General features: G+C 37.4%; 15 protein-coding genes and 1 pseudogene. 10 read left to right on the top strand and 6 right to left on the bottom strand.

Going from position 1 to position 16,526, the window contains the following annotated elements; genetic code table 11:
* Nucleotides 1-110 precede the first annotated feature (110 nt).
* The 3 genes and pseudogenes from CCAL9328_RS11235 (at nucleotide 111) to CCAL9328_RS00070 (ending at nucleotide 4,251) form a co-directional block, all read left to right on the top strand.
* Nucleotides 111-2,377 (top strand): annotated as a pseudogene (locus tag CCAL9328_RS11235) (molybdopterin oxidoreductase family protein).
* Between the two features lie 94 nt (nucleotides 2,378-2,471).
* Nucleotides 2,472-3,086: a trimeric intracellular cation channel family protein gene (locus CCAL9328_RS00075; RefSeq protein ID WP_169938647.1), complete on the top strand. Its 615-nt coding sequence runs from the start codon at nucleotides 2,472-2,474 to the stop codon at nucleotides 3,084-3,086.
* A gap of 1 nt (nucleotide 3,087) precedes the next feature.
* Nucleotides 3,088-4,251: an acetylornithine transaminase gene (locus CCAL9328_RS00070; RefSeq protein WP_169999636.1), complete on the top strand. Its 1,164-nt coding sequence runs from the start codon at nucleotides 3,088-3,090 to the stop codon at nucleotides 4,249-4,251.
* A gap of 12 nt (nucleotides 4,252-4,263) precedes the next feature.
* Here the strand turns inward: CCAL9328_RS00070 and ybaK are convergent, their stop codons facing one another.
* Nucleotides 4,264-4,749, bottom strand: coding sequence for a Cys-tRNA(Pro) deacylase (gene ybaK, locus CCAL9328_RS00065; protein WP_169938651.1), 486 nt, complete (start codon nucleotides 4,747-4,749; stop codon nucleotides 4,264-4,266).
* Nucleotides 4,750-4,806: 57 nt separating this feature from the next.
* Between ybaK and fliL the strand changes: the two genes are divergently transcribed.
* Genes fliL through CCAL9328_RS00050 form a run of 3 tightly spaced genes read left to right on the top strand, consistent with a single transcriptional unit; the run spans nucleotide 4,807 to nucleotide 9,029 of the window.
* Nucleotides 4,807-5,349 carry a flagellar basal body-associated protein FliL gene (gene fliL / locus CCAL9328_RS00060; protein WP_169972204.1) on the top strand — a complete coding sequence of 181 codons (543 nt, stop codon included), beginning with the start codon at nucleotides 4,807-4,809 and terminating at the stop codon, nucleotides 5,347-5,349.
* Nucleotides 5,346-5,696 (top strand): holo-ACP synthase, encoded by a 351-nt coding sequence (gene acpS, locus CCAL9328_RS00055; protein WP_169999634.1) that lies wholly within the window; start codon nucleotides 5,346-5,348, stop codon nucleotides 5,694-5,696. Before fliL ends, acpS begins: the two co-directional genes overlap by 4 nt.
* 42 nt (nucleotides 5,697-5,738) lie before the next feature.
* Nucleotides 5,739-9,029 (top strand): DUF748 domain-containing protein, encoded by a 3,291-nt coding sequence (locus CCAL9328_RS00050; RefSeq protein ID WP_169999632.1) that lies wholly within the window; start codon nucleotides 5,739-5,741, stop codon nucleotides 9,027-9,029.
* A 25-nt stretch (nucleotides 9,030-9,054) separates the two neighbouring features.
* Here CCAL9328_RS00050 and radA read toward each other — a convergent pair whose 3' ends face one another.
* Genes radA through CCAL9328_RS00025 form a run of 5 tightly spaced genes read right to left on the bottom strand, consistent with a single transcriptional unit; the run spans nucleotide 9,055 to nucleotide 13,055 of the window.
* Nucleotides 9,055-10,395 carry a DNA repair protein RadA gene (radA, locus tag CCAL9328_RS00045; RefSeq protein WP_169938659.1) on the bottom strand — a complete coding sequence of 447 codons (1,341 nt, stop codon included), beginning with the start codon at nucleotides 10,393-10,395 and terminating at the stop codon, nucleotides 9,055-9,057.
* Nucleotides 10,388-11,296 (bottom strand): DMT family transporter, encoded by a 909-nt coding sequence (locus CCAL9328_RS00040; RefSeq protein WP_169999630.1) that lies wholly within the window; start codon nucleotides 11,294-11,296, stop codon nucleotides 10,388-10,390. Before CCAL9328_RS00040 ends, radA begins: the two co-directional genes overlap by 8 nt.
* Nucleotides 11,277-11,624, bottom strand: a complete 348-nt coding sequence (locus CCAL9328_RS00035) for a VanZ family protein (protein WP_169938663.1) — start codon at nucleotides 11,622-11,624, stop codon at nucleotides 11,277-11,279. The genes CCAL9328_RS00040 and CCAL9328_RS00035 overlap by 20 nt, the downstream gene beginning before the upstream one ends.
* Complete coding sequence (gene ftsY, locus CCAL9328_RS00030) at nucleotides 11,617-12,483, bottom strand: signal recognition particle-docking protein FtsY (protein ID WP_169972208.1); 867 nt, start codon at nucleotides 12,481-12,483, stop codon at nucleotides 11,617-11,619. The genes CCAL9328_RS00035 and ftsY overlap by 8 nt, the downstream gene beginning before the upstream one ends.
* Nucleotides 12,483-13,055: a TlpA family protein disulfide reductase gene (locus CCAL9328_RS00025; RefSeq protein WP_169938667.1), complete on the bottom strand. Its 573-nt coding sequence runs from the start codon at nucleotides 13,053-13,055 to the stop codon at nucleotides 12,483-12,485. The genes ftsY and CCAL9328_RS00025 overlap by 1 nt, the downstream gene beginning before the upstream one ends.
* A 161-nt stretch (nucleotides 13,056-13,216) precedes the next feature.
* On the opposite strand from CCAL9328_RS00025, the gene CCAL9328_RS00020 reads away from it, so the two are divergent.
* From CCAL9328_RS00020 to CCAL9328_RS00005, 4 genes are read left to right on the top strand one after another with little or no spacing between them, the layout of a single operon-like run.
* Nucleotides 13,217-13,834 (top strand): 5-formyltetrahydrofolate cyclo-ligase, encoded by a 618-nt coding sequence (locus CCAL9328_RS00020; RefSeq protein ID WP_169999628.1) that lies wholly within the window; start codon nucleotides 13,217-13,219, stop codon nucleotides 13,832-13,834.
* Nucleotides 13,767-15,320, top strand: coding sequence for a ribonuclease Y (gene rny / locus CCAL9328_RS00015; RefSeq protein ID WP_169938670.1), 1,554 nt, complete (start codon nucleotides 13,767-13,769; stop codon nucleotides 15,318-15,320). The genes CCAL9328_RS00020 and rny overlap by 68 nt, the downstream gene beginning before the upstream one ends.
* 6 nt (nucleotides 15,321-15,326) lie before the next feature.
* Nucleotides 15,327-15,917 (top strand): lipid-binding SYLF domain-containing protein, encoded by a 591-nt coding sequence (locus CCAL9328_RS00010; RefSeq protein ID WP_169938672.1) that lies wholly within the window; start codon nucleotides 15,327-15,329, stop codon nucleotides 15,915-15,917.
* 7 nt (nucleotides 15,918-15,924) lie between these two features.
* On the top strand, nucleotides 15,925-16,485 hold the full coding sequence (locus tag CCAL9328_RS00005) for a DedA family protein (protein WP_169938674.1): 561 nt from the start codon (nucleotides 15,925-15,927) through the stop codon (nucleotides 16,483-16,485).
* Nucleotides 16,486-16,526 lie beyond the last annotated feature (41 nt).

Genomic DNA, 16,526 nt, shown 5'->3' with positions numbered 1-16,526 from the left:
TTAAAGAAAAATTTATATTTATTTAAAGTTAATTGTGTAAAAATTGCATAATTAAATATGCAAAAATAACATATTTAAAATAACCTGTAAAACAGGTAAAGGAGAATACGATGAAAAGTGGTGGTAAAGTCATTTGCCCGTATTGCGGAACCGGCTGCGAGGTGGAATTGTTTGTCGAAAACAACGTGATAAAAGCAGCCGTTGGTGTTGAGGATAACCCCGTAAACGAAGGAAGTCTCTGTTTAAAAGGTAGCTACGGCTGGGACTATGTAGGCTCTCCAGACCGACTAGTAAAACCATTGATCCGTAAAAAAGACGGAGTGTTTAGCAAAGACGGCGATCTAGTAGAGGCAGAGTGGGACGAAGCGCTTGATCTTGTCTCAAACAAGATAAAAGAGGTGGTTGCCAAACATGGCGCTGATGCTTTAGCGGGAAATTTTTCTGCACGTTGCACCTTGGAAGATAACTACGTTGCACAAAAATTAATGAGAATTTTAGGGACAAACAACGTCGATCACTGTGCTAGAATTTGACACGCTCCGACTGTGGCAGGTCTTGCCAAAACTATCGGTAACGGAGCGGCTACAAATAGCTTTACGGAAATTGGCATTTACAGTAATTGTGTGCTTATGATAGGCTCAAACCCTGAAAACGGACACCCAATCGCTGCCATGCACATACAACGCGCTTTAAATCGTGGCGCAAAACTCATCGTGATAGACCCGATAAAAACAGAATTTGCAAATCGTGCCGATGTGCATTTACAACTCGAACCTGAGCATAATATACCTGTTATAAATTCCATGATCTATACGATAATAGAAGAAAATTTAGTAAATCAAGAATTTGTAAAAAACCATACAAATGGCTTTAAATACCTAAAAGAGGCGGTAAAAGACTACGCTCCCGAGGTTGTAGCTAAATATACCCGCCTAAATGCCGACGATATAAAAAAGCAGCTAGAATTTATGCCACCGTAAAGCCTGCCGTCATCACTCACGGTATGGGAGTTACTCACTTTAACCACGGAGTAGGCGGGGTTTGCGATGTGTCAAATTTATTTTTGATCACGGGAAATATCTGCGAGCTAGGCGCTGGCGACTTGCCTTTAAGAGGACAGGAGAATGTCCAAGGCTGTTGCGATATGGGTGTGCTTCCAAATGTTTATCCAAATTTAGGTCAAGTAACAGACCAAGCTGCTAGGGAGTGGTTTGAGAGCAAGTGGCATTTACCAAAAGGCCATCTAAATGCAAAAATAGGCATACACAAGACAGAAGTTCCTGACGCCATTATAAATGGTCAGGTTAAATTTTTCTGGACAATAGGTGAAAATCCCGTCATCTTAGAGCCAAATACTAACCACTTTTTAAAAGGGATTTCTATGGTGGAGATGTATGTGGTGCAAGATATCTTCTTGACTGAAACTTCACGCAAGGCCGACGTGGTATTTCCTGGTGTTGCAAGCAGTGAGAAAGAAGGGCTTTATGCAAATGCAGAGCGAAGAGTTCAGCACAATGACGCTGTTATCACACCTCCAGGAGATGCGCGTCAAGACTGGTGGATAGTGTGTGAATTAGCCAGGCGGCTCGGACTAGGAGAGCACTTTACATATCAGTCTCCTGAGCAAATTTGGGAAGAGGTTCGCAGGATAGATCCTAGAAGATACGGCGGCATGAGCTACTATCGTATCAAAAAACATCACGGGCTTCACTGGCCTTGTCCTGATGAAAATAGTCTTGGTGGACAAAGCTTGTATCTTGATAAAAAATTCTTTACTCCAGATGGCAGAGGAAATTTTGTTCCTTGCTTGTTTGTTGATAGCATCAAAGATATTGAGCCTGCAAAAGCAGAATTTGCTAAAAAGCACGCAATGCCTAAAAACTATCCTGTTATGGCCGGATGTGTTGATGAAAAGACAGACGAGAAGTATCCTATCCAGCTACTTACTACAAGAAAGGTTTATCAATACACCGTAGGAACGATGACTCGTCGTTCTCGTGCGATAGAAGAGGGCGGAGATAGTATTGGTCCGATAGCTGAAATGAGTGCCGCGCTGGCAGCTCGTTACGGTATATCGCATGGGGATTTTATCAAGGCTTGGAGTAGATATGGTTATATTGTTGTAAAAGCCGATATAACCGACTGCGTGCCTGACGGTATCATACAGATGACCTTTCACTACTGGGAGAGCTCTTGTAACGAGCTAACAAGCTCCGGCTGGGACTTTATCTCCAAGACGCCGACATTTAAAGCTGCGATCGAGATCAAAAAGATAGATGAGGAGGAATTTTTACGCGTGCGTGAGTTAAAGCGTGAGAAATTTCAAACAAACAAGATCATATTTGACGACTTCCATCATCATCCTATGACGTTTTAAGCTTTTAGCCCCGTTTGGTTGCGGGGCTAAATTTAAAGCCGATATTTATATTTTTACTTGTAAAATACCCCGAAAATTTACTTAAAGCGTATAGATGGAAATAATCTCAATCATAGAGTATATAGGTATCGCATCTGCGGCACTCAGCGGTTATTTGTTCGGAGTAAAGAAGGGCTGTGACTGGCTTGGTGTTTTTTTGGCGGCATTTTTAACTGCACTTGGTGGCGGTATTCTTCGTGATATGCTTGTTAGTAGGGCGATTTATAGTTTTACACATTATATGCCTATGATTATTGTTATTTTGGTGCTTGTAGTGGCAAATTTTACGAATTTACACAAAAAACGTGATAAATTGGAGAAAAAATTTATATTTATATTTGCCGACGCTATAGATGTGATATGCTTTTCTATAGTAGGAGCTATGGTTGCTGTCGAATACGGTCATAACGTGTTTGGCGTAGGGCTTATGGCGTTTTTTAACGGCGTAGGCGGAGGAATTTTACGCGATATTTTACTAAATGAGGTGCCTTGGTTTTTAACTACGGGGCTTTACGGGACGATTAGTCTTTGTGTTGGCATTAGCTATTATCTGCTTTATTTGGCAGGTTTTACAGGGGTGTTTTTCGTGCTGTGCTTGCTTGCGCTTGGTATTACTATACGAATGTTTGCATACTATAATGGTTGGCGTTTGCCGCCGCTAAAGGATTAAAATGTATTTAATGGACACTTACGCTAGATTTGATGTAGGTTTTGAGAGAGGAGAGGGTGCTACTATTTTTGATGAAGATGGTAATGATTATGTTGATTTTGCTTCGGGTATAGGTGTAAATGCGTTAGGCTACGCTCATAAAAAAATAGTAAGAGCAATTACTAAGCAGGCTAAAAATTTACTTCACACTTCAAATATATATCACATCAAGCCGCAAGAGCGTTTAGCCAAGGAAATTTCAAAGCAAATCGGCTATAAAACATACACTTTTTTTTGTAACTCAGGCGCAGAAGCTAATGAGTGTGCGATCAAATTAGCTAGAAAGTATGGTGCAACTCATTTTAAAGAGAAGAAATTTGAGATTATTTCTTTAGGAAATTCATTTCATGGACGGACATTAGCTACACTTCAAGCAACCGGACAGGATAAATTTCATCCTGAAATTTTCGCTCCTTATATGGAGGGATTTAAATTTTACTCAACGATTGAAGATGTTATAAAAAATATAAATGATAATACCGTAGCTGTAATGATAGAGTTGGTTCAAGGCGAAGGTGGCATAAAAGCTCTTGACAAAGATGAGGTAAAACGTCTTGCAAAAGAGCTTAAAAAACGCGAACTTTTACTTATAACCGATGAGGTTCAATGCGGTGTTTATAGAACCGGCGAGTTTATCACAAGTAAGCTTTATGACATAAAACCGGATGTTATAACCTTTGCAAAAGGACTTGGCGGCGGAGTTGGTATAGGGGCCTGCGTTAGTAAAAAAAGTATATTCACACCAGGCGATCACGGCTCTACATTTGGCGGAAATTTCCTAGCTACTTCGGTAGGACTTGCGACTTTAAAAGAACTAAAGGCATTAAAAAAAGATGGTGAGATGGATAAAATTTCAGCTGAATTTAACGAATATCTGGATGAAGTTGTAAAGAAAAACGGTAAAATTTTTGAGCAAAAACAAGGTCTTGGCATGATGCTGGGTCTTGAGCTAAAAGATGGTATCGATCTTGCTAAAATTATCTCTCTTGCGCTTAAAAACCGTGTTTTGGTACTTCGATCAGGAGTTAAAACGCTTAGGTTTTTACCACCTTTAAATATAAGCAAAAAAGAGATGAAAGAGGGTTTTGCTAGACTACAAAAAGCGCTTGATGAGTATCAAGCCTAAAATTTGCAGGGACTACTCTCGCACCGATCTTGCGATGCTTTGAAATTTTGCATCGCAAATTTTTGCAAGGTCAAGGGGATTTAGCATAAGTTGCTTTCCTCTAACACCTGCGCTTATATAAATTTCTTGCAAATTTATCGCTCTATCGTCTATAAAAGTTGCAAACTGTTTTTTCATTCCTATTGGCGAACAACCGCCTCTGATATATCCTGTGATCTTTTCTAAGTCTCTTAAATTTATAAGCTCACACCTCTTAACTCCGGCAGCTTGGGCTAGGGATTTTAAATTTAACTCCAAGTCTCCTTGAATACAAGCTATGATATAGTTTTTTGGCTCGCAAACACAAACTATGGTTTTATAAATTTTTTCTATCGGTTGTGCGGCTACGTTTGCTACGTGAACGGCTGAAAGATCGCTCTCATCAACTTCGTATTCTATGATCTTATAAGGAATTTTAAATTTATCAAGTATCCGTGCGGCATTTGTTTTATGTATCATCTTTTCTCATTTTTGATTTTTTTTTGTATAATTGTATCAAAATTTTAAGGAGAGAGAATGGCTGACGAGATAGAAGAAGGAAAGTCTAAAAAGGGCGGCTCAAAAAGTGTGCTTATTGTCATCATTGTGGCGATATTTGTATTATTGCTTATAGTTGGTGCTTTGGTGGCGTTTTTGCTTCTAGGAGATGATGATACGGCACAGGCAAATGCTGCTATGCAACAACCTCAACAGCAACAAGTAGCGCAGTTTACCCCGGCTTCTCAGTCTAACAAGCGCACTGTAAATTATGCAAATATGGGTCCGATATACCCTCTTGATCAATTTATAGTAAACCTTCTAAGTGAAAACGGCTCACGTTTCTTAAAAACTAAAATTGACATGGAACAAAGTGCTGAGACTTTAACACCTGAACTTGATAAGAAAAAGGCGCTACTTCGTGATATTATCATAGTTACCTTGTCTTCAAAAACTTACGAAGAAGTAAGCACCTCAAAAGGTAAAGACAAGCTTAAAGATGAGATAGTTGGCAAGTTAAACGAAGTTCTTAGCGATGGATACATTAAAAACATCTATTTTACTGATTTCGTGGTGCAATGATCGGTATAGACATAGTTGCCATAGATAGGATAGCTAGGCTAAAAGCGCGCTATAATGAGACATTTTTGGCGCGTTTTTTATCTCCTAGCGAGATAGTCCTTGTTAAGTCAGACGCAACGGCTGCTGGTTTTTGGGCAGCAAAAGAGGCTGCTAGCAAGGCTCTTGGCGTCGGTATAAGTGCTGAGTGCAGTTTTTTTGACATTATCGTTGAAAAAGATGCGAAAAATGCACCCATTTTAAAATTTACACCTAAAGTTTATGAGAAATTTAATATAAAAAATGCCAGTTTAAGCATAGCTCACGATGGAGGATTTGCCATTGCAGCAGTTATGCTGGAGTGTTTTTAGGATAACTAGCTTAGCCGTCATTTCAAATTTTAAAGGTCAAATTTGAAAAATTTCTATCACAAATATAAAAAATCTTGCATCGTCATAACTTCATTTAGCTTAATTGTTTTGTTTTATACTTTATTTGGATTCTTCGGTATTCCTTGGCTTATAACGGATATCGCACCAAAATTTATAGCCGATAAAAATGCGACTTTGGAGATCAAAGAGGCTAAATTTCATCCATATAAATTTGAACTAAACGCAACTAAGATAAGTCTAAAAACATACAATGATCTTTTTAGGGCAGACAGTATCGACGCGAGTTTAAATTTTAAGGAGATTTTTTCAGGAAATGTAAATGTTGATGTCTTTCGCTTAACAAATCCATTTATAAATATTACGCGAGATAGGGAGCTTGGTTTTAACTTTGAGCCTTTGGTTGCAAGTAAAATAAGTGAAGATAATGCAAGCAATCAGGCAGATAACGAGAGTTTTTTTAACTTTACGTTAAATTTGTTTGAGATTATAAACGGCGGCGCTCAATATGCCGACATGAGTTTAAAAGAGCCATTTGTGGTCTCTTTTAATGATCTAAGCTATACTATAAATGATATAAATTTAAAAGAGTATAGCGCAGGAAAGCACGATCTTGATACAAGCTCAAGCTTGTTTGAGACGTTTGATTGGAGTGGCGGAGTTAGTTTAAATCCTTTAAAAATATATGGCGATGTTAAATTTAGTGGACTAAAAATGAACAAAATATGGCAAAGCTACATAAATCAGCCTGATATAAATATAACAAAAGGCACGCTTGATGCAAAGCTAAACTACGAGCTAAGCCTAGATAATGGTGTGAATATAAATGTAAATAAGGCAAAACTTCAAGCAAATGAATTTGAAGTGCTAAATTTGGATGCTAACATTTCATTTGATAAATTTAGTTTAGATGATATCTCTTTAAACGGAGACTTTGTTAAGACAAGTGTTGTAGATGTAAAAATCGGCAAAACTTCGCTGGATAAAATTAGCTTTAAAAACGCAGAGATAGCCATGAGTAGTGATAAAATTTATATAGACGATATGCTCATAAGGGCTAGAGATGATTTTAAAAGTATCACTACAAGGTTGCCAAAATTTGGCTTAAGCGACATTAAATTTAAAGGTTATGACACGGAGTTATCACAGTCTGTCTTTGAATTTAACGAGCTAAGCACTTTAGTGTTTTTAAAAGATAGTGACGCAAAGATTGTCGCGGATCTTAAAAATTTTAACTCACAAACTAGTGTCATAAAAGTAGCGGAAGAAAAACTACTTAACATTGATAGTCTAAATGCAAATGAGCTTAAATTTGATAATGAAAGACTTGCACTTGGCTCTTTTGACGCCAAAAAAAGCGATCTGTTTTCAAGAGATAAAGTATTTGGCGGACTTGACAAACTTAGTCTTGAAGATGTAAGTTTTAATCTTAAAGAAAACATACTTGATGTAAAAAACATAAAAGTGCTTGAGCTATTTTACAACGATGAGATAAGCAAAAACGGTGCAAAAGCAATAAATAATCTTGCTATTTTAAAGAAAACTTCCGCAAAACAAACCGATAAAAAAGCGGCAACAGCAAATAACGATAGCAAAAAACAGTTTGTCGCAAATGTCAAAAATATCGAGATCATAAATGCAAAGTCAAACATCACGCAAGGCTTTCTTCCTTCTGTTCTAACTCATGAGATAGTTCTTAAAAATGCCAAAATAGGCGGCTTTTCAAGCGATCTTTCAAAACCGTTTGATATAAATGCAAGCATTACAAGTGGTGAAAAAGTTGATATAAATTTAAAAGGCAACGCAAGGCTTGAGCCGCTAAAATCAGATCTAAACATAAAGCTTAACAGCAAACTAAAAGAGTTAAATAAGATCTCAAAACATTATATTAACGGCTTTATCGCAGGTGGCAATCTAAGTGTTGATGCAAATGTTAAATTTGATAAAAGCTATCAGATAAATTCACATGTAAATTTGGACGATATTGTTATAAACGATAGTAATAACTTGCAAATTATAAATTTAAAAAATGCAAAAATAAAAAATATAAATTTAAATGAAAATGGAGTAAAGATAGACGGCGTGACGATAAACAGCCCACATCTTCGTGCTCATGTTGATGATAACAAAAGCTTAAATTTAGCGCTTTTGGCAAAAGTTAACAGCCAAAACGAAGCAAAAAAAGAACTTAAAAGTAAAAGTGCCGATAAATTTGGGGTGCAGATACAAGATGTTGCCTTAAATGACATGAGTGTTGATTTTAGCGATGCTAGCCTGGTTTTACCGTTTTTGTTTAAGATAAAAAATTTAAATGCAAAAGTTGACAACATAAGGAAAAACACCATCTCAGAGATAACATCTAGCGGAACTATAGGCAAAGGAGGTAGCGCAAATGTCCAAATGAGGATAAACGCGCTAGAGCCTAAAAAATTTAGCGATATTAGCTTGAAATTTAAAGATATCGAGCTAAACGAAGTAACTCCATATAGCGCGACCTTTGTTGGACGTAAGATAGAGGGTGGGGTGCTTGACTTATCGTTGGTATACAATATCGAAGATTCTCAGATGAAAGGTGATAATGGCATACGTATAGACACCATAAAGCTTGGAGAAAGTGTGGAGTCACCTAGCGCAGTTAGCTTGCCTTTGCAGCTTGCCATCTCGGTACTTCAAGACTCAAACAACGTAATAAAGCTAAATTTACCTGTCGGAGGTGATCTTGAAAATCCAGAATTTAGTTACGGTGGTATAGTACTGCAAGCCATCATGCAGATATTTACAGATGTTGTGACTTCTCCTTTTAGACTTATTGGGAATATGCTTGGAGTAGAAAATGCTGATGAGCTAGCCAGTATCGATTTTACGGCAGGTAGCGACGAGATGATGAAGTCTCAGATGAAAAAGATAGATGAATTTAAAAAGATAACCGATGCCAAAAAGGATATAAATTTAATCATTACGCCTTCTTATGATGAAGAAGTGGATAGATACGCAGTCCAAAAGAGGTTGTTTGATAGAGACGTGATGATGGCTTCAAGTAAAACAAATGGTACACAAGACGAAGTCATACGCCAAATGGCCGCCAGACAGTTTAAAAACCAACCGACTAATGCATATGAGGCTTTGGTTAGAGCTAGAAAGATTGATGAAGATACTCTTGATAAGCTAGCCAAAAATAGAGCGCAAAAATTAAAGCAAGCGATGATAGATGTCGGTATATCGGCGGACCAGATAGTGGTTTTAGAAAAGATACAAGCAGTTAAGGCACAAATGGATCTTTATGTGCCGATACCTATGGGTGTAGAAAATAAATAAATCATGACCGGTGTTATCCCGGTCATCACATCCACTCCAAAACTTGTGTTATCTCTTTTGCATAAAAGCATTTTATGCCCTGCGTATCAAGTGGTTTACTGGGTATGATCGCATTTTTAAATTTTTGTCTTTTTGCCTCTTTTAGTCTTTCGTCTATGTTAAAAACATCTCGAATTTCGCCGTTTAAACTAAGTTCACCGATAAATATACTATCTTTGCTTATCGGGCGATTTCTAAAACTTGAGATGATAGCTGCTACGACGGCAAGATCGGCGGCAGTTTCATTTATCTTAACTCCTCCTGAAACATTGATAAAAACGTCATAATGTCCAAGTGGAATTTCAAGTTTGCGTTCAAGCAGAGCCAAAAGCATATCAAGGCGGTTTTTCTCATATCCTGTGGAGCTACGTTTAGGATAGGCGCTTTCGCATACTAGGGCTTGAATTTCCACGCTTAAAGCCCTTGAGCCTTCCATTATGACGGTTATAGCAGAGCCTGACACCGCGTTGCCACGTGTGAAAAATTTACTTGCAATTTCTGTAGCACAAACAAGACCGTTGGCGCTCATTTCAAAAATTCCAACCTCACTTGTTGAACCAAAACGGTTTTTAAATCCTCTTAGCATTCTTAGCTCTCTTGAGGCGTCTCCTTCAAAATAAAGCACGACGTCAACCATGTGCTCAAGTATCCTAGGACCTGCGATCGAGCCGTCTTTTGTTATATGACCGATGATGAAAACACAAATTTCTTGCTCTTTAGCCAGTCTCATGAGTTCAAATGTTATCTCTCTAACTTGCGAAACTGATCCTGGAGCGGAGCTTACGTTTTGGCTATAAAGTGTCTGGATAGAGTCGACAACTAGCACTTTGTATTCGTTTTTTTTGGCTTCACTTAAGATGGTTTCAAGATTTATCTCTGTGAGTAAAAATAAATTTTTATCCACGGCGTTTAACCTCTGGGCTCTCATTTTGATCTGACTAGCGCTTTCTTCGCCGCTTACATAGAGTGTTTTTTTGCCGTTTTTTGCCAAATTTGAAGAAATTTTTAAAAGAAGGGTTGATTTGCCTATTCCTGGGCTTCCGCCAATTAGCACCAATGAACCTTCTATTACACCTCCTCCAAGCACTAAGTCAAGCTCGGCATCATCTGTGCTAAAGCGCTTGATGTTTTCGATCTCTACTTTATCTATACTAACTGCCTTGCTTGGAGATGATGAAAATTTAGCCAGCTCTTTTGATATTTTTATCTGTGTATCGCTAAGCTCGATAAAGCTATCCCAAGCACCACAGTTTGGGCATTTGCCGATCCATTTTCCTTGTTGATTACCGCAAGCTTGACACTCAAAAACAGTTTTACTTTTAGCCATTTTTTATTCCTTTAAGCCGTTGTTTTTTATTTTTTATAGAGCCAAGATATATGGCAAACATTGTTATCGCCGCTCCTAGCCACTGAAATTTTGTTATAAATTTATCTAACAAAAACGCATCTATCAAAAGTGCCGCAACGGGTTCGCTTAACAACAAAAGACCTGTAAGCGAAAGTGACAAAAGCGGTACACAGTAGGCTATAAGCCCCCAAGCTACACATTGCATGATAGCACCATATATAAAAACAAGCCCAATTTCTTTAAAATTTTTTGGAAAGAAATTTAGACTGTCTATGATGATGCTTACAGGAAGGAGCGAGATGGCACCGCTGATACTTAAGATAAACATCAACGAAAAGACACTTATCCTTTGAACTTCTTGAGATTTTTTTACAAAAAGCATGGATATCGCCAAACAGCCACCAGAGCCGATACCTGCTATAAACCCCCAGATGGCATTTGTGTTTGAATTTAGCTCAGGATATGCTATAAGAGCTACGCCAAGTGTTGCAAGTATAAGACTTAAAATTCCAAGTGCGCCTTGCTTTTCGTTATATAAAACACATCCTATAAACGAAAGCCAGAAAATTTGCAAGCTATTTAATAATGTGGAAATTCCAGGCCCTACCGCGTATATACTTTCGTGCCATAAGGCTAGATCATAAGCTAGAAAAAACCCTGATAGAGCGGCGTAAAATTTAGCTTTTTTGTTTGTCGGTAAACTTTTATTAAAGTATTTTACTATGGTGTAAAATATCACCGAAGCTATAATTAAGCGCCAAAATGCAACCGCATAAGCCCCAAGTGATACGGTTGAAACGATAATACTTCCAAGTCCGAACAAAACACAACCGACGATAAGCCCAAGAGAGGCGCTTTTGCTATTTAAGTATAAATTCATGTTTTATTTTTGTAAAAATTATCGTAAAGATGGCCCCAAGCGTTATCCCGACACTGTCGGCTAACACGTCAAAAAGACTAAAAAATCGATTTGGCAAGAGGCTTTGGACTAGCTCAATTTGTATGCCGTAAGCCAAAAGTAGCACAAATTTGTACCAAAATTTAAGCTCAAAAGCTAAATTTAAAAGCACATAAAGGACAAAAAAGGCGAGTATGTGATTTGTCTTATCCCAAAACAGCTCATTTACAGTGATTTTTCTTGAAGTTGTAGCTAAAAATTCTACCACAAAAAGCGTTGCAAAAAAGCCAAATTTGTATAGCTTATCCAAAAATTACGTCCATTAAACCATCTAAAAACTCATCTGGGTTAAATTTTACTAAGTCGTTCATGCTCTCACCGACACCGATGTAAAGTATCGGCAGTTCTAGCTCTCTTGCCACGCCAAATAAAGCTCCGCCTTTCGGAGTACCGTCAAGTTTTGTGATGATAACTCCATCAAGCCTAACTATATCGTTAAAAGCCTTTGCTTGAGCGACGCCTGCGTTACCTTGCGTTCCGTCTAGGATTAAAATTTTACGGTGTGGGGCTTTTTCGTATGCTTTGCTTGAAATTCTTACGATCTTGCTAAGTTCGTTTGCTAAATTTGTTTGGTTTTGAAGCCTTCCTGCGGTATCAAGTATTACACGATCGATGTCTTTTGCAAGAGCCGAACTTATCGTATCAAAGGCAACTGCTGAAGGATCATGTCCTTGCTGTGTAGCTACTATAGGCACATCTATTTTTAAAGACCATTGGCGAAGTTGCTCGATAGCTCCTGCTCTAAAAGTATCACAAGCACCTAAAATCACGCTTTTGCCACTTGTTTTGTATAAATTTGCTAGTTTGGCGATGGTTGTGGTTTTGCCTGCACCGTTTACGCCCAAAATAAGATCTACAAACGGCTTATCATCGGCTATTTTACGCTCATTTTCATAGATAAAGTAGCTCGACATTACTCGTTTAAGATCGGCTCTTTTTACCTCGTCTTGTGGTGGTAGATAGTAGATTATCTCTTCGATTATCTCATAAGCGACGTCGGCTTCTAAAAGCATATCTTCTAGGATGTCTTTTGTAATTTTTTTATCTTTTTTGGCACTATTTATCGCACCAAATGTTCTCTCAAAACCCTTTTTTATAAAATCAAACATTACTCTATCGCCTTTTGTATATCTCTTTCTAACATCTCTTCAGGCACCAAACCTTTATATCCTGATGCGTAGTCGCCGTTTTTGTCAAATAAAGCAGAAGACGGAAGGGCGAAAATACCGCCTATTGCCTTTTCGAATAAATAATTACTTTCGCCAATTGCGATGTCATATTTGATTTGATATTTTTGCGCAAATGCCTTTATCTCATCCTCGTTTTTATCTTCAAGCAAAACAGCGATAATGTTTAGCTCTTTTTTGTATTTTTCACTTAGATTATTTAGATGCGGAATTTCAGCTTTGCACGGTGGACACCAAGTCGCCCAAAATACAAAAAGAGTTGCTTTTTCATTATCTTTTATGTCAAAGCCGTTTTCTCTTTTTTGCAGTGAAAAAATTTCATTGCTTAAGAGTTTTAGATCGATTTTTTCATCGACTTTTACGGCATTTTGTGCGAGTTTACTCTCTGTAGAATTTGTATCAATTTTTGCACTATCTTTGGAACTTTCTTTGTTTTCACAGCCTAATAATAAAAATATAGCTAAAACAGCTACGCTTAAATTTTTAAATTTCATACTACTCCTTCGTTATTTAAAGATAAAATTATACTAAAAATTTTTTAAATTTATCGTCTAAAACGCAACCAAATGTATCGCTATAATTTTTATTTTGCATTTTATAAAATATTAACCGGCCATAATGTAATATTTTTATACCAAAACAGCAGGTGTATTTGATGAAAAAAGATATAAGAATTAAAAATTTCAAAGAGATGAATAAGATAATAGATCGTACGGCAAAAGCCAAGCATTATGCTGTTTTAAAAACTCTTTTAAATTTGATTGAATTATCAAAGTCTAAAAATATACTTTTTTTTATGCCTTTAAGGTATGAACCTGATGTTTATTCTATCAGGCGCAATCTATCCAAAAAATGTAATATTTTTATTCCATTTATGGTAGGGCTTAGTTTAAAAATGGTAGAATTGAAAATGCCGTTTGTGCGCTCTAAATTTAATGTTAGAGAGCCTTTAAGCAAGAAAAGCAGCACTAGGCGGCTTGATATGGCTGTAGTTCCCGTCATCGGGGTTGACGCTACTATGGCAAGGATAGGACATGGCAAAGGTTTTTATGATAGATTTTTTAGCGGCTTATCCTATCGTCCGAAGTTGATAGTTTTTGTGCAGATTAAAGACTTTTATATCGATAAAATTCTTTCTCAAGACTACGATATTCGCGGCGATATCTATCTAACCCCAAAGCAAAATTACATAAAAAGAGGAATTTATGATAGAGATTTTAATAGGCTTAGGAGCCGGTGTGGTAGGCGTTGGCGCAGGGTATCTGTATGCTAAAAAGATAAATGACGCTAATTATAATATATTTTTAGAGCAAGCAAAAGCAAAAGCAAAAGTCATAGAGCACGAGGCAGAGCTAACACTTAAAAACTCAAAATTAGCCGTTCAAGAGGCTGAATTTGAAGCTAAGAAAAAATACGATGAAAAGACAACCAAGCTGCAAAAAGATTATTCTCAAAAATTTGACGAACTAAATAAAAAAGAGCAGTCTTTGTTAAACGAGCAAGAAATTTTAAAAGAAAACAAAGCTTTGTTTGAAAAAGACAAGAACGAAGCCAAGCTAGTTTACGAAGAGGGTTTGAATTTAAAAGTAACCTATCAAAACAAAGTAGAAGAGGCATTAAAAGTCCTAGAGCATGCAGCCGGCTTAACCGAGGATGAAGCTAGAGATGTGGTGCTTAAAAAGGTAGAAGAGAAGTCTCGTGCTGACATAGCGCATATCGTAAGAAGATGCGAAGAAGAGGCTAAGCGTGAAGCCAAAAAGAGAGTGAATTATATTTTAGCACAGGCCACATCGCGTTTTGCGGGCGAATTTGCAGCAGAGCGCTTGATAAATGTTGTAAATATTAAAAATGATGAACTAAAAGGCAGGATAATCGGCAAAGAAGGGCGAAATATCAAGACTTTAGAGATGGTTTTGGGTGTTGATATTATTATCGATGACACTCCGCATGCTATTATTTTAAGTAGTTTTAACTTGTATCGCCGCGCAATAGCTACACGTGTTATCGAGCTTTTGGTTGAAGATGGTAGAATTCAGCCAGCCAGGATAGAGGACTTGCATAAAAAAGTTACTGAAGAATTTGAACAAAGCATACAAGAAGAGGGAGAAAATATCGTTATGGACTTGGGACTTAACAAAATTCACCCTGAAATTATCAAGCTAATAGGCAAGTTAAAATTTAGAGCTAGCTACGGACAAAATGCCTTAGCTCATAGCCTTGAAGTAGCGCATCTTGCAGGTATTATAGCTGCTGAAACAGGTGGAGATGAAAAACTTGCAAAAAGAGCTGGAATTTTACACGATATAGGTAAGGCCTTAACGCATGAATTTGAGGGCAGTCACGTTGATTTGGGTGCTGAAATTTGTAAGAGATACAAAGAACATCCGGTTGTTATAAACGCTATTTATGCACATCACGGACATGAAGAGGCAACAAGTGTAGAGAGTGCTGCTGTTTGTGCTGCCGATGCATTAAGTGCGGCAAGACCTGGAGCTAGACGTGAAGTGCTTGAGAGTTTTTTAAAACGTGTTGAAGAGATAGAAAATATCGCAAAAAGCAAGGACGGTATAAAACAAGCTTACGCTATAAATGCGGGACGTGAGATACGAGTTATAGCAAATGCCAAGCTTATAAATGACGATGAGGCAGTGCTTGTAGCTAAAGAGATAGCAAGTGAGATAGAGGATAAGGTGCAATATCCTGGTGAGATAAAAGTAAGTGTAATACGCGAAACAAGAGCGATTGACTACGCTAAGTGATTTGTGATGAAAAAAATTTTGCTTTTATGTTTTTGTTTACTTTTTGCTTTTGCAAATGAAGAGTTGGTTTTAAATAGTGCAAATTCTTTTGTAAAAACTATGAGTTCAAAGCCCGAAGTTCCAACCAGAGAACTTATGGAAAAATCAAGCGCGATCGTGATATTTCCGAGCGTAAAAAAGGTCGGCTTTGTAGTTGGCGGGATGGGGGGAGATGGAGTTATGCTAGTAGGCTCTTTAAATTCCGTATCCGACCTAGTCCCTGTAAGCATGAGCGGGGGGAGTGTCGGCTTGCAGCTTGGTTACGAAGACAGCTCACTTGTTCTTTTTATAATGAAAAACTCGATCGTAGAAGACATCAAAAGCCAAAAGCTCGCGCTTGACGCAACTGCTTCATTTTCTTTTGGCGCTAGGATAGGAGAGCGGGTTAGCAAGATCGGGGATTTTAATTTTTCAAGCGACATCTATGCTTACGCTACTAATGATGGTTTTTTTGCCGGAGCTAGTTTTGGTGGTGTTGTAATAAAACGTAATAACCAAAATTTGAAACAATCCGGCTATGCATATGAACAACTGATGAATATCTACACCAAATTTTAGGCATAAAATGCAAGAAATTTTAACTTCTCTTTCAACATACGGATATATTATTCTCTTTTTATATACACTTGGCGGTGGCATGGTTGCTATTATTGCAGCTGGAGTGTTAAGTTATGCCGGCAAAATGGATCTTGGTGTTAGCATAGCTGTTGCAGCGATATCAAATGCTTTGGGTGATACCTTGCTTTTTTATCTAAGCAGATATAATAAAAACATGTTTATGCCTTACTTGAAAGGACACAAACGCAAACTTGCTTATGCGCATTTACTCATGAAAAGACATGGAGATAAAGTTGTATTTATTCAAAAATTTATATATGGATTAAAAACGCTAATTCCAATAGCAATTGGTCTTACAAAGTATCCGTTTTATAAATTTAGTGTATTAAATGTTATAAGCTCAATACTTTGGGCCATCTCCTTGGGCGTATTAAGCTATTTGGCTGGAAATTTCTTCATGCAAATTAGTGATTATCTTAGCGATCATGGGTATATTATGCCTAGCATTATGCTTTGTTTACTTGTTGTGATATATTGTTTTTTACAAAAGATAACTAAAAAACGTTAATTATAATAACATACTATCTAAAAATCCATAGTAGTGTTTTT

This window comes from Campylobacter sp. RM9328 (genome assembly GCF_012978615.1).
Note: the sequence above shows the minus strand (reverse complement) of the source record. Positions and strands in the feature narration are given on the sequence as shown.